The organism is Microbacterium sp. NPDC091676 (assembly GCF_044756645.1).
GTDB lineage: Bacteria > Actinomycetota > Actinomycetes > Actinomycetales > Microbacteriaceae > Microbacterium > Microbacterium paraoxydans_D.
Map to the genome: position 1 here is coordinate 889,812 of NZ_JBIVTI010000001.1, position 12,748 is coordinate 902,559.

Here is a 12,748-nt window from a genome sequence, read left to right on the forward strand (position 1 = left end):
GGACCTCAGCGGATGTTGTTGTCGTGCCCGTGGGCGCCCGAGGGCAGCGTCGGGATCGACTTCTGCATCTGCACGAGGAACTCCACGTTGGAGTGGGTCTCCTTGAGCTTGCCGAGCACGACCTCCAGGGCCTGCTGCGGGTCGAGGCCGGCGAGAGCGCGACGCAGCTTCCAGGTGATCTTGACCTCGTCGGCCGAGAGCAGCATCTCCTCGCGGCGCGTGCTGGACGCGTTCACGTCCACCGCCGGGAAGATGCGCTTGTCGGCGAGCTGACGCGACAGCCGCAGCTCGCTGTTGCCGGTGCCCTTGAACTCCTCGAAGATGACCTCGTCCATCTTGGAGCCGGTCTCGACGAGCGCGGTGGCGAGGATCGTGAGGGATCCGCCGTTCTCGATGTTGCGGGCGGCCCCGAAGAAGCGCTTCGGCGGGTAGAGCGCGGACGCGTCGACGCCGCCGGTGAGGACCCGGCCGGACGCCGGAGCGGCCAGGTTGTACGCGCGTCCGAGGCGGGTGATCGAGTCGAGGAGCACGACCACGTCGCGGCCCAGCTCCACGAGACGCTTGGCACGCTCGATCGCGAGCTCGGCGACGGTGGTGTGGTCTTCCGCGGGGCGATCGAAGGTGGAGGCGATGACCTCGCCCTTCACGGTGCGCTCCATGTCGGTGACCTCTTCGGGGCGCTCGTCGACGAGCACGACCATGAGGTGCACCTCGGGGTTGTTCTGCGCGATCGCGTTGGCGATCTGCTGCAGGACGATGGTCTTCCCGGCCTTGGGCGGCGCGACGATGAGGCCGCGCTGGCCCTTGCCGATCGGCGCGACGAGGTCGATGATGCGCTGCGTCAGCTTCTCCGGAGCCGTCTCCAGGCGCAGGCGCTCCTGCGGGTAGAGCGGGGTGAGCTTGCCGAACTCCACGCGGGTGGCCGCATCGTCGACCGAGAGGCCGTTGATCGAGTCGACCTTGACGAGCGCGTTGTACTTCTGGCGGCCCTGCTGCTCGCCCTCGCGCGGCTGCTTGATGGAGCCGACGACCGCGTCGCCCTTGCGGAGGTTGTACTTCTTGACCTGACCGAGCGAGACGTAGACGTCGCTGGGGCCGGCGAGGTAGCCGGTGGTGCGCACGAAGGCGTAGTTGTCGAGCACGTCGAGGATGCCCGCGATCGGGATGAGGACGTCGTCCTCGGTGATCTCGGTCTCGAACTCGTCGGTCGGCGCACCGTTGCGGCGCTTGTTGCGCTGGCGGTTGCGCCCGTTGCCGGACTGGTCGTCGTCGGCCGGCGCGTTCTGCGCCTGCTCCTGACCGCCGCCCTGACCACGACCGCGGTTGCGGTTGCGGTTGCGGCTGCGGCCGCGACCGCCCTGCTCCTCGCCGTTGTCTCCGTCGCCGGACGCGTCCTTCGCGGGAGCGTCCGCCTCGGACTCGGTCTTCGCGGCGGCGCCGTCGTTCTTCGACTCGTTCTTCGCGGCGTCGTTCCTGGGGCGACCGCCCTGGGCGGCTCCCGCCTCGGCGGGCTCCGCCTGGGCGTCGGCCGGTGCGGCCTCGGTCTTCTCGGTCTTCGCCTCCGAAGCCTCGGCGTCCGCCTTCTTCGTGCGACGGCCGCGCCCGGACTTGGGGGCCTCGGCGGGGGCCTCGGCGGTCTCGGCAGCGGGGGTCGATTCGGCCGGTGCGGCTTCGGCGGGCGCCTCGGCATCTGCCTTCTTCGCCCGGGTGCGACGCGGAGCCTTGGCCTTCGGAGCCGCCTCCGCCGTGTCGGCGGAATCGCCGGCGGCCGCGGGCGCCTCGGTGGAGCCGGACTCCTCCGCGGCCTTGGCCGCCTTGGCCGCGGCCGTGGCGGTGTTCGCCCGGCGCGGCGCGCGCTTCTTGGCCGGAGCCGACTCGGTCGCCTGCTCGGCGACGGGGGCGTCGGCGGTCGGAGCCGCCTGATCGTTCTGGGTCTCGGAGAGGTTCTCCACGAGTACTCCCTTATAGGTCATGGGAAATGAGCGTGAACGCGCACAACGGGTGCTGCGCACGATCGCACGGGCTGACGCTCGGCGTCAGCCAGCCTCGGCACTTGGGCCTCAGGGGTTCGCGTGCGGGTCTTGCAAGAGATGCAATGGGGCCAGATTCACGAATGCTACGTGGAGCCCTCCGCTCGATCCCCCACTGTACCACCACGGACGTCGACGGCGAGCAGGAGCGCCTCCCACGGGGTGTCGGTCACCCGATTGGCCACGTCGACGGCGTCCAGACGGCTGCCGGGCCCGTCGGCGAGCACGAGCACGCTGGGTCCGGCGCCGGAGACGACGGCCGCGAATCCCGCGGCACGCAGCGCCTGCACGAGACGCTGCGTCTCCGGCATGGCGCCGGCGCGGTAGTCCTGGTGCAACCGGTCGGCGGTCGCGTCGAGCAGCAGCTCCGGGCTCTGCATCAGCGCCGCGATGAGCAGCGCCGACCGGGACACGTTGAACACCGCGTCCGCCGTGGAGACGTGGGGCGGCTGCAGGGAACGGGCCTGCGAGGTCGACATCGTGTAGGCAGGGACGAGGACGAGCGGCGAGACGCCGCGGTGCACCAGGAGCTTCTTGTGCTGCGGGCCCCGCTCCCCCATCCACGCGATCGTGAGTCCGCCGAACAGCGCGGGTGCCACGTTGTCCGGGTGGCCCTCCAGCTCGGTCGCGAGGCGCAGCAGATCGGTGTCGGAGATGTCGACGTCGCCGGCCAGCAGCCCCTTCGCCGCGAGCACGCCGGCGGCGACGGCCGCACCGGAGGACCCGAGACCGCGGCCGTGCGGGACCGCGTTCTCGGCCACGATGCGCAGACCGGGCATCGGGCGGCCGACGTCGGCGAACACATGGGCGATCGTCCGGACGATGAGGTTGGACGCGTCCCGCGGGATGTCCTCGGCGCCGGAACCGGAGACCTCGATCTCGAGCTGTCCCTTGGGCAGCGCCGTCACCTCGAGGCGGTCGTAGATGCTGAGCGCCAGGCCGAGCGTGTCGAAGCCGGGCCCCAGGTTGGCGCTCGTCGCCGGCACCGTCACCTCGACCGTGCGGCCCACGCGCGCGCCGTGCTCCTCGGGGGCGGGAGCCGTGGCCGTCACCGTGGTCACTCGCCTTCCACCCGGAGGACGGACACCACGCGGGCGACGACGTCGCTGCCGGCGAGCACGTCCACCGTGTCGCTGAGGGCCTGCTCCGTCGCGCGGTGCGTGCCGATGATGAGGCGCGCGGTCGGCTCGTCCTCCCCCTCGACGGTCTGCACGACGGTCGCGACGGACACGCCGCCGTCGCTGAGGATCCCGGCGACGGTGGCCAGCACGCCCGGGGCGTCGGAGACCTCGAGGGTGATCTGGTACCGCGTCGTGACATGGCCGATGGGCACGACGGGGAGGTTCGCCCGGGTGGACTCGCCCACCCCGACGCCGCCGGCGATGTGCCGACGAGCGGCCGAGACCACGTCGCCGAGCACCGCGGAGGCCGTCTGGATCCCGCCCGCGCCCGCGCCGTAGAACATGAGGGAGCCCGCCGCCTCGGCCTCGACGAAGACGGCGTTGTTCGCCCCGTGCACGGAGGCGAGCGGGTGGGCGACCGGCACGAGGGCCGGGTAGACCCGCACCGAGATGGACTCGGCGCCGTCGGCCTCGATCCGCTCGCAGACGGCGAGCAGCTTGATCACGAAGCCCGCCGCGCGGGCCTCCTCGATCATGGACGCCGTGATCGCCGTGATCCCCTCGCGGTGCACCGCCTCCAGCGGCACGGCGGTGTGGAAGGCGAGGCTGGCGAGGATCGCGGCCTTCTGCGCGGCGTCGTAGCCTTCGACGTCGGCGGTGGGGTCGGCCTCCGCATACCCCAGGCGCTGCGCGTCCGCGAGCACGTCGGCGAAGTCGGCGCCCTCGGTGTCCATCCGGTCGAGGATGTAGTTCGTGGTGCCGTTGACGATGCCCATGATCCGCACGACGCGGTCACCGGCGAGCGAGTCGCGCAGCGGACGGATGATCGGGATGGCGCCCGCGGCCGCCGCCTCGTAGTACACCGAGGCGCCGACGCGATCCGCCGCCTCGAACAGCTCCGGCCCATGGGTCGCCAGCAGCGCCTTGTTGGCCGTGACCACGTCGGCACCGGAGCCGATCGCCTGGAGGATGTTCGTGCGGGCGGGCTCGATGCCGCCGATGAGCTCGATCACGATGTCGGCGCCGAGGATCAGCGACTCGGCGTCGGTCGTGAAGAGCTCCTTCGGGAGCTCGACGTCGCGGGGCGCGTCGAGGTCGCGGACCGCGATGCCCGCCAGGTCCAGCGCGGCACCCGCGCGGTCGGCCAGCTCGTCGCCGTGGCGGAGGAGGAGGGCCGCCACCTGGGAGCCGACGGCTCCGGCGCCCAGCAGTGCCACGCGAAGTCGTCTGTAGTCAGTCAATGGGTGCTCCTTCGGGGTGGGTCATCGTGCTCCCTCGGGGGCGTGCGCCCCGTCGATGCCCGCGTCGCGGGCCAGCAGGTCGTGGACGGTCTCTCCGCGGACGATCACCCGCGAGCGCCCCTCCCGCACCGCCACGATGGGCGGCCGCGGGACGTGGTTGTAGTTGCTCGAGAGCGAGGCGCAGTAGGCACCGGTCGCGGGGACGGCCAGGAGATCGCCCGGCGTGACGTCTCCGGGAAGGTACTCGTGGTCGACGACGATGTCCCCGGACTCGCAGTGCTTGCCGACGACCCGGCTCAGCTGAGGCTCGTCGGTCCCCGTCCGCGAGGCGAGGCGGGCCGAGTAGCTGGCGCCGTAGAGGGCCGTGCGGGCGTTGTCGCTCATGCCACCGTCGACGCTGACGTAACGCCTGGTCGCTCCTGATGCGACCGTGACGTCCTTCGTCGTCCCGACCTCGTAGAGGGTCACGCCCGCCGTTCCGACGATCGCGCGCCCGGGCTCGAACGAGAGCGCCGGCACCGCGATGCCCCGCGCCGCGCAGCCCTCTGCCACCGCCGCGACGATCCCGCCGGCCAGCTCGTCGATCGGGGTCGGATCGTCGATCCGCGTGTACGCGATGCCGAAACCGCCACCGAGGTTGAGCTGCGGCACCGGACCGTGCGCGAGGAGGGCGGCGTGGAGCTCGAGGACGCGGGCGGCGGACTCGCGGAAGCCGGCCACGCCGAAGATCTGGGAGCCGATGTGGCAGTGCAGGCCCGCGAACTCCAGCCCCGGGATCTCGCGGATCCGCGCCACCGCGACCTCGGCCTCGGCGAGCGGGAAGCCGAACTTCTGGTCTTCGTGAGCCGTGGCGAGGAAGTCGTGGGTCTCGGCGTGGACACCGCTGATGACCCGGACCATGACGCGCTGCACGGTGTCGGTGCGCGCGGTGATGGCGGCCAGGCGCTCGATCTCGATCGCACTGTCGACGACGATGGTGCCGACGCCGATGGTCACCGCACGCTCGAGCTCGGCGACCGACTTGTTGTTGCCGTGGAAGCCCAGCGAGGCCGGTGCGACCCCCGCGGCGAGGGCGACTTCGAGCTCACCGCCGGTGCACACGTCGATGCGGAGCCCCTCGTCGACGACCCAGCGGGCGACCGTCGTGCACAGGAAGGCCTTGCCGGCGTAGTAGACCTGTGCAGTGGTGCCGTGCGCCGACGCGGCGCGGTCGAAGGCGTCACGGAAGGCCCGGGCGCGGCGCCGCACCTCGTCCTCGTCGAGGACGAGGAGGGGCGTGCCGTAGGTACGGGCGAGCTCGGGCGCCGGCACTCCGGCGAGCACGAGGCCGCCGTCCTCGTCGCGCGTCGCCGACGATGGCCAGACACCCGGCGCGAGATCGTTGGGATCTTCGGGGACGACGAGCCAGTCCGGAGCGAGCGTGGCGGCAGAGTCGAGCACGGAACACCAATCGTGGGACGGATCTCGGGCGGAGGCGCACATCGAGTTGCCCCGATTCTAGGGCACCCTCCCTCCCGCCCTGGTCATGGTGACACGCCGCGTCAACCCCCTGGGGAGCGGTACCGCCCGGCTCGTAGGGTGGGCACGTGGCAGACACCGACAACCGAGACTCCGAGAACCGCTCCGCAGCCCCGGCCCGCCCGGGGCTCGTCGCCCGCATCACGGGCCCGGTGATCGCCTGGGCCCTGGCTCGGCGACCGGTGAGGGCGGTGCTGCTGTACTCCGAACGCCGCGGTCCGATGCTCGCCGACAGCGTGACCTACCGGGCACTCTTCAGCGTCTTCGCCGGCGTGCTCCTCGGCTTCTCCCTCGCGGCCCTCTGGCTCTCCGGCAACCCGGAGGCGTGGCGCGCGATCATCGACGCCGTGCAGTCCGCGGTTCCCGGACTCATCGGCGAGGGCGGCGTCATCAACACCAACGATCTCCGGACTCCGGCCTCGTTCTCGATCGCCGGCATCATCTCCCTCGTCGCGCTGGTCGGTGCCGCGCTCGGCGCCATCGGCTCGCTCCGCACGGCGATCCGGACCATCGCCGGCACGATCCAGGCGGACATCCTGTGGGTCTGGGTGATCGTCCGCAACCTGCTCCTCGCGGCCGGCATCGGCATCGCGTTCGTGCTCGCCGCCGGGATCACCTTCATCGGACAGCTCGGGGTGACCTGGATCGGCGACCTGCTCGGGGTGCCGTCGGATGCGCCGCTGCTCGCCTGGACGGTCCGGATCCTGTCGCTGCTCGTGGTCTTCATCCTCGACGCGGCCCTGATCGTCGGCGCCTTCCTGCTGCTCTCCGGCGTCCGGCCCGCTGCCCGCTCGCTGTGGAGCGGAGCCTTCCTCGGCGCCTTCGGGCTCATCGTGCTGCAGCAGCTCTCCGGACTGTTCGTGGGCGGGGCGACGAGCAACCCCCTGCTCGCCTCGTTCGCCTCCCTCCTCGCCCTCCTGATCTGGCTTCAGCTCTCCACGCAGGTCATCCTCGTCGCGTGCGCCTACATCGTCACGGCCGAAGAGGAGCGCGGCGACCGCCTGCACGAACGGTTCGGCGCGCGGACGTTCGTCCAGCGACGGCTGCAGCGCGCCGAGGTCGACGTCAAGATCGCCACGGCCGAGCTGCGCGACGCCCAGCGCGCGGCAGCCGAGGAGAACGGCACGGCCGAGAAGGAGTGACCTTCCCCGTTGTGACCGCAGTCGATATGGTGGTCACAACGAGAGGGGACGCATGTCCGCACCACGACGGCACACCGTGACCGTTGGCGGCGCCCCCGTGTCGGTCCTGGAGTGGCGCCCGCCCGCGGAGTCGCAGCCTCCCGTGCTGCTGCTGCACGGCGGCGGCGCCGACAGCGCGGAGCTCTCGTGGGGCGAGGTCGGACCGGCGCTGGCGGCGGCCGGACACCGCGTCGTCGCCCCGGACCACCCCGGCTTCGGGCACAGCCCGCGCCTCGATGCGCCGCTGACGCAGGAGCGCCTGGTGACGTACGTGGGTGCCCTCGTGGATGCCGTCGGGCTGCACGGGTACGCCGTCGGGGGCCTGTCGATGGGCGCGGGGATGGCGCTGGGCCACCTCCTCGACCGTCCGGACGGCGCGCACGCCGCCGCCCTGCTCGGCAGCTACGGGCTGATGCCGCGCCTGACGGACGGGGCTCTCGGCCCCCTGTCGCACCTGTCGACCTTCCTGCTCCTGCGTTCGGGACTGCTCGGCGCGATGACACGCGTCTACGCGCGCGACCGGAAGGCGATGACGCGAGGCCTCCAGGATCTCGTCCGCTCCCCGGAGGCCCGCACGCCCGCCCTCGTCGATGCGGTGCTCGCCGAGGCCGCGAACGGCTCCGGCCTCACGACGTTCGGCGGCTGGCAGCGCGACCAGGTGCGGCCGCTGCGGCTCCGCACCGACTACCGTGATCGACTCGCCGAGATCCGCGTCCCCGTCCTGTTCGTGCACGGCGACCGGGACTCCGGGGTCCCGCTCCGACGGATCGAGGCGGCCGCGGAGAGCCTGCAGAACGGGCAGCTCCTCGTGGCCCCCGGCGCCGGGCACTGGGTGCAACGAGACCGTCCCGACCTCGTGATCCCCGCCCTGCGCGACTGGTTCGCGCGAGGTTCCGATGCCTAGGCCGCTCGTCCCGGACCGCCGGGCACGCATCCTCGACGCGGCGGAGCGGATGGTCCTCGCGGAGGGGTTCGACGCGATGAGCGTCGCGGCGATCGCCCGCGCGGCCGGCATCGGCAAAGGCGCCGTCTATCTGGAGTTCGCCGCGAAGCGCGACATCCTCGACGCCCTGCTCCAGCGCGGAACCGCGCGGATCGCCGACGCCGTCGCCCGCACCGCCGGACCGCAGCCCTCGCTCAGCGCCCTCTACCGCGCCACGGCCACCGCGCTGCTCGGCGACGAGCTCATGACGGCCGCGTTCCTCGACGACGCGGGAGTGCTCGGCGCCCACGTCGCCGCGCAGCCGCCCGCCCGCTATCGGACGCGTCACGAACAGGTCGTCGCCGGCATCAGCGACCTGCAGAGGCAGGGACGGATCGTGCCGGACGTGGAGCCCGAGGCCCTGGCTCTCGTGTTGTCCAGTGCCACGCTCGGCCTGCTCTCCGCGGCCCGCACGCTGGGGGCGCTCGACCGCCGGACCCTGGAGAGCGCGATCGACACCGTCGGCCGCATGGCCGCGAGCTTTGAGACGGAGTGACATGCATCACGAGACATCGGGTCCCCCGGGAACACCACCGCTTCTGCTCCTGCACGGCGGCGGGGTCGCCGGGTGGATGTGGGAGCCGCTGCGCCGACACCTCGATCCCGCGCGGCGGGTCGTCGTCCCGGATCTTCCCGGCCACGGCCGCAGCGCGAGCGTCGACTACGAGTCGCACGAGGAGACGGTGGCGAGGCTCATCCCCCTGCTGGAAAGGGAGACCGGACCGGCCACCGTCGTCGGCTTCTCCCTCGGCGCGCAGCTCGCCGTCCTGCTCGCGGCGCGACGGCCGGACCTCGTCGCCGACGCCGTGGTCATCAGCGCCCAGGCGGAGCCGATCCGGGCCGTCGGGCCCACTCTGGCGCTGCTCCGACTCACCGCCGGGCTCGCCAGGAACGAGCGCTTCGCCCGTCTGCAGGCACGCGAGCTGTTCATCTCGGAGGACCTGCTCCCCCGCTATCTGGAGACCTCCGCATCCCTCTCGCGCCGGACGCTGGTGCGCGCGGTCGAGGAGAATCTGCGTTTCGCACCGCCGCCCGCGTGGCGTGCGCATCCCGGCTCGGCGCTGGTCCTCGTCGGCGCGGAGGAGAAACCGCTGATGCGCCGCTCCGCCGCGCTGCTGAACCGCGTGCATCCGCGCAGCACGCTCGAGGTCGTCGAGGGGTGCGGTCACGGCATCCCCCTGCAACGGCCCGCGGAGCTCGCCGCACGCCTGCAGGAGCGCCGACCCGATTGAACCGCGGTCCGGTCAGCGGTCGCAGGTGCCCTTCGCCTGAAGCGCCTCGTCCGTGACTATCGCGCCATCGGCGTCGACGTCGATCACGGCGTCGTCGCCGTCGATCTCGACCCCTGTCAGCGTGAGGCCTGCCGGAAGCTGGTCGGCGATGCACACCCGTCGCGGCTGCGTGATCCCCTCGCCGAGGGAGCCGAGCGACGACCCGATGCGGTCGAGGTCGACGTCCACGCCGCCGACGCTGGCCGCCACCGGCGTGAGTTCGAGGTCCCCCTCGACCGCCCCTGGCGTGAAGGTGACGGACACCGGAACCGCCGTGCCGAGCACGGCGAACGAGCCCCCGAGCGTCGCGTTCGGCGCGGCGAACTCGACCGTGTCGACGGGGAGGTCGGTGTCCGAGAGCAGCGCGGTGAACTGCTCCTGGTCGATGCGGATGGTGCCGTCGGCGCCACCGAGGTCGCCCCCGCGCAGCGGGACCCCCGTCGCGGTGACGTCGGCCGCCCCCGTGATGCCCTGCAACGTCACGGCGTCGGTCGACAGGTGCAGGGTGTCGAGGCGGCCGGCGAGCAGCTGCGGCAGCAGGAGCCCCTCGGTCTCGACATCGAGCTGCTGGTCGACGGGGAGGTCGAGCTGCTCGATCACCATCGACCGGACGACGCCGGGGAGCACGGCGCGGGCGACGAGCTCCGCCGCGACCACGAGGGCGGCGAGCACGACCACGACGATGAGGACGGCCCAGGGCCACCGACGCCGGCGACGAACGGCACCGCCCCGCCCGTCCGCCGGGTCCGGGACCACGAGCGTCGGGTGCTCGTCCGAGGGCCTCGGGTACGGCAGGGTCGAGTTGTCGTCGCTCATGGCGCTCCCTACATGCGCTCGGGCGCGGAGACGCCGAGCAGGTCGAGTCCGTTGCGGAACACCTGGCCGGCGGCGTCGTTCAGCCACAGGCGCGTGCGGTGCACGTCCTCCACCGGGGCATCGCTCAGCGGGATGACCCGGCAGTTGTCGTACCAGCGGTGGTACAGGCCGGCGAGCTCCTCCAGGTAGCGCGCGACACGATGCGGCTCGCGCACCTCGGCAGCGAACGCGACGATGCGCGGGAACTCCTGGAGCGCGCCCAGCAGCGCCGCCTCGGTCTCGTGCGTGAGCGTCTCCGGGGCGAAGACCGAACGGTCGATGCCGGAGTCGGCGGCGTTGCGCGCGACGTTGTGGGTGCGGGCGTGTGCGTACTGCACATAGAACACCGGGTTGTCGTTCGTGCGCTTCTGCAGCAGCTCCGGGTCGAGGTCGAGCGGCGAGTCGGCGGGCGAGCGCTCCAGCGAGTAGCGCAGCGCGTCCGTGCCGAGCCAGTCGAGCAGGTCGTCCATCTCGATGATGTTGCCGGCGCGCTTGCTGAGACGGGCACCGTTGATCGAGACCATCTGGCCGATGAGCACCTGGATGTTCTTCGCGGGGTCGTCGCCCGCCGCTCCCGCGACCGCCTTGAGACGGTGCACGTAGCCGTGGTGGTCGGCGCCGAGCAGGTAGATCTTGTCGCGGAAGCCGCGGTCGCCCTTGTTGAGGTAGTAGGCGGCGTCGGCGGCGAAGTAGGTGTACTCGCCGTTCGAGCGGCGGATCACGCGGTCCTTGTCGTCGCCGAAGTCGGTGGTGCGCACCCAGACGGCGCCGTCCTCGTCGAACACGTGGCCCTGCTCGCGCAGACGGTCGACGGCCTGGTCGATGAGGCTGGTACCCGAGGCGTCCTTCGCGTGGAGGGTGCGCTCGGAGAACCACACGTCGAACGGCACGTTGAAGCGCTCGAGGGAGTTCTTGATCTCGGCGAGCTGGTACTCGTAGCCGAGCTCGCGGGCGACCGTGAGCTGCTCCTCCGCGGGGAGGTCGAGCAGGTCGGGACGGGCCTCGAGAACGCGACCGGCGAGCGTCGCGATGTACGCGCCCGGGTAGCCGCCCTCCGGCGTGGGCTCCCCCTGGGCCGCGGCCAGCACGGACGCCGCGAAGCGGTCCATCTGCACGCCCGCGTCGTTGATGTAGTACTCGCGCACCGCATGGGCGCCGCTCGCGAGGAGCAGACGGACGATCGCGTCGCCGAGGGCCGCCCAGCGCGTGTGCGCGATGTGGAGCGGACCGGTGGGGTTGGCCGAGACGAACTCGACGTTCACGCTGACGCCCTCCTGCGAGGAGTTCGTCCCGTAGGCGGGACCGGCGTCGACGATGACCTTCGCGAGCGCACCGGCGGCCGCCGCGTCGAGACGGATGTTGAGGAACCCCGGACCGGCGACCTCCACACTCGCGATGCCGTCCACATCGGCCAGTCCGTCGGCGATCTGCTGGGCGAGCTCGCGCGGGTTCGTGCCGAAGGGCTTGGCCAGGCGCATGGCGATGTTCGAGGCCCAGTCGCCGTGGTCGCGGTTGCGCGGGCGCTCCAGCACGATGTCGGCGGCGGCGAGGTCGAACGGCTCGCCCGGACGTCGTTCCTCGGCGATGGGGGCGAGGACGGCGAGGAGGGCGTGGGCGAGCGTTTCAGGATTCATAGACCCCCCAGTTTACGGGGGCGCGCGGGCCCGCTCCGTCGCCCGGCGTCCCGCGGAGTTTGCGATCCGTCCTCCGTGATCTACTCTCACACCATGAACGCCCCCGCCGCCCCTCGTCGACTGCGCATCGCGGGCGTCGCCGCCGCCCTCCTCGTCGCCGTCGCCGCGGGCGTCCTCGGGGTCTGGCGGCCCTGGGTCCCGGCACCGTCGTCCCTCCCGGTCGGCGCCGCCGCCGGAGACGAGTCCGTCGCGGTGATCGCCCCCGCGCCGCTCGTGCTCCCCGACGAGCCGACCGTCCTCGTGTTCGGCGATTCCTGGACCTACGGCTCGGCCGCCTCCGACCCCACGCTGGGCTACGCGTACGTGCTCGCCGACCTCCTGCACGGCTCGACCATCGTCGACGGCGTCCGCGGCAGCGGCTACCTCAAGCCCGGCATCGACGGCCCCACCTTCGGCGACCGCATCGCGGCACTGGACCCGACTCTCGATCCGGATCTCGTCATCATCCAGGGCTCCATCAACGACCGGGCGCAGGGCGCAGCCGGCTACCGCGAGGCCGTGACCGCCGCGTGGGACGCACTGACGGCCCTCTACCCGCAGGCCGCGATCGTCGTGCTCGGTCCCGCGCCGCACGAGTTGCCGGTCGGCGCGCAGACCGCACGGATCGACCGGGATCTCGCGGCTCTCGCCTCGGCCCGCGGCTGGTGGTACATCTCCCCGATCGAGCGGGACTGGATCACCGAGGACAACTATCTCGCCGTCATCGACGTGGAGGTCGGCCGCAAGCACCCGTCCACCGACGGCCACCGCTACCTCGCCGAGAAGCTGGCCGCCGCGCTCGACGAACTGCGCGCCGCGCCGGTCACGGAGGCCGGTGGGTCGGAGACCACCCCCGACGAGTGATATTGTCGATCG

11 protein-coding genes are annotated in these 12,748 nt (G+C 72.2%); 5 read left to right on the forward strand and 6 right to left on the reverse strand.

Going from position 1 to position 12,748, the window contains the following annotated elements; genetic code table 11:
- Positions 1 to 5: 5 nt before the first annotated feature.
- The 4 genes from rho to lysA form a co-directional block, all read right to left on the reverse strand.
- The gene (gene rho, locus ACIQID_RS04530; protein ID WP_400282357.1) at positions 6 to 1,973 is read right to left on the reverse strand and encodes a transcription termination factor Rho; all 1,968 of its coding nucleotides are present in this window, start codon (positions 1,971 to 1,973) and stop codon (positions 6 to 8) included.
- Between the two features lie 143 nt (positions 1,974 to 2,116).
- Positions 2,117 to 3,082, reverse strand: a complete 966-nt coding sequence (gene thrB, locus ACIQID_RS04535; protein WP_400285657.1) for a homoserine kinase — start codon at positions 3,080 to 3,082, stop codon at positions 2,117 to 2,119.
- Between the two features lie 5 nt (positions 3,083 to 3,087).
- On the reverse strand, positions 3,088 to 4,392 hold the full coding sequence (locus tag ACIQID_RS04540) for a homoserine dehydrogenase (protein ID WP_062635006.1): 1,305 nt from the start codon (positions 4,390 to 4,392) through the stop codon (positions 3,088 to 3,090).
- A 21-nt stretch (positions 4,393 to 4,413) separates the two neighbouring features.
- Entirely contained in the window at positions 4,414 to 5,832 is a 1,419-nt protein-coding gene (gene lysA, locus ACIQID_RS04545; RefSeq protein ID WP_400282361.1) for a diaminopimelate decarboxylase, read from the reverse strand.
- A 146-nt stretch (positions 5,833 to 5,978) separates the two neighbouring features.
- On the opposite strand from lysA, the gene ACIQID_RS04550 reads away from it, so the two are divergent.
- Genes ACIQID_RS04550 through ACIQID_RS04565 form a run of 4 tightly spaced genes read left to right on the forward strand, consistent with a single transcriptional unit; the run spans position 5,979 to position 9,305 of the window.
- Positions 5,979 to 7,052 carry a YihY/virulence factor BrkB family protein gene (locus ACIQID_RS04550; protein ID WP_400282364.1) on the forward strand — a complete coding sequence of 358 codons (1,074 nt, stop codon included), beginning with the start codon at positions 5,979 to 5,981 and terminating at the stop codon, positions 7,050 to 7,052.
- A gap of 52 nt (positions 7,053 to 7,104) precedes the next feature.
- Positions 7,105 to 7,995, forward strand: a complete 891-nt coding sequence (locus ACIQID_RS04555) for an alpha/beta fold hydrolase (protein WP_400282365.1) — start codon at positions 7,105 to 7,107, stop codon at positions 7,993 to 7,995.
- On the forward strand, positions 7,988 to 8,569 hold the full coding sequence (locus ACIQID_RS04560; protein WP_400282368.1) for a TetR/AcrR family transcriptional regulator: 582 nt from the start codon (positions 7,988 to 7,990) through the stop codon (positions 8,567 to 8,569). The genes ACIQID_RS04555 and ACIQID_RS04560 overlap by 8 nt, the downstream gene beginning before the upstream one ends.
- 1 nt (position 8,570) lies before the next feature.
- Positions 8,571 to 9,305, forward strand: a complete 735-nt coding sequence (locus ACIQID_RS04565) for an alpha/beta fold hydrolase (protein WP_400282371.1) — start codon at positions 8,571 to 8,573, stop codon at positions 9,303 to 9,305.
- Between the two features lie 12 nt (positions 9,306 to 9,317).
- Here ACIQID_RS04565 and ACIQID_RS04570 read toward each other — a convergent pair whose 3' ends face one another.
- Positions 9,318 to 10,160, reverse strand: a complete 843-nt coding sequence (locus ACIQID_RS04570; RefSeq protein ID WP_400282374.1) for a DUF2993 domain-containing protein — start codon at positions 10,158 to 10,160, stop codon at positions 9,318 to 9,320.
- 8 nt (positions 10,161 to 10,168) lie between these two features.
- A complete protein-coding gene (gene argS, locus ACIQID_RS04575; RefSeq protein ID WP_312672988.1) occupies positions 10,169 to 11,833 on the reverse strand; it encodes an arginine--tRNA ligase in 1,665 nt (554 codons plus the stop codon).
- A gap of 93 nt (positions 11,834 to 11,926) precedes the next feature.
- Between argS and ACIQID_RS04580 the strand changes: the two genes are divergently transcribed.
- Positions 11,927 to 12,736, forward strand: a complete 810-nt coding sequence (locus ACIQID_RS04580) for an SGNH/GDSL hydrolase family protein (protein ID WP_400282377.1) — start codon at positions 11,927 to 11,929, stop codon at positions 12,734 to 12,736.
- The last annotated feature ends 12 nt before the right edge of the window (positions 12,737 to 12,748 follow it).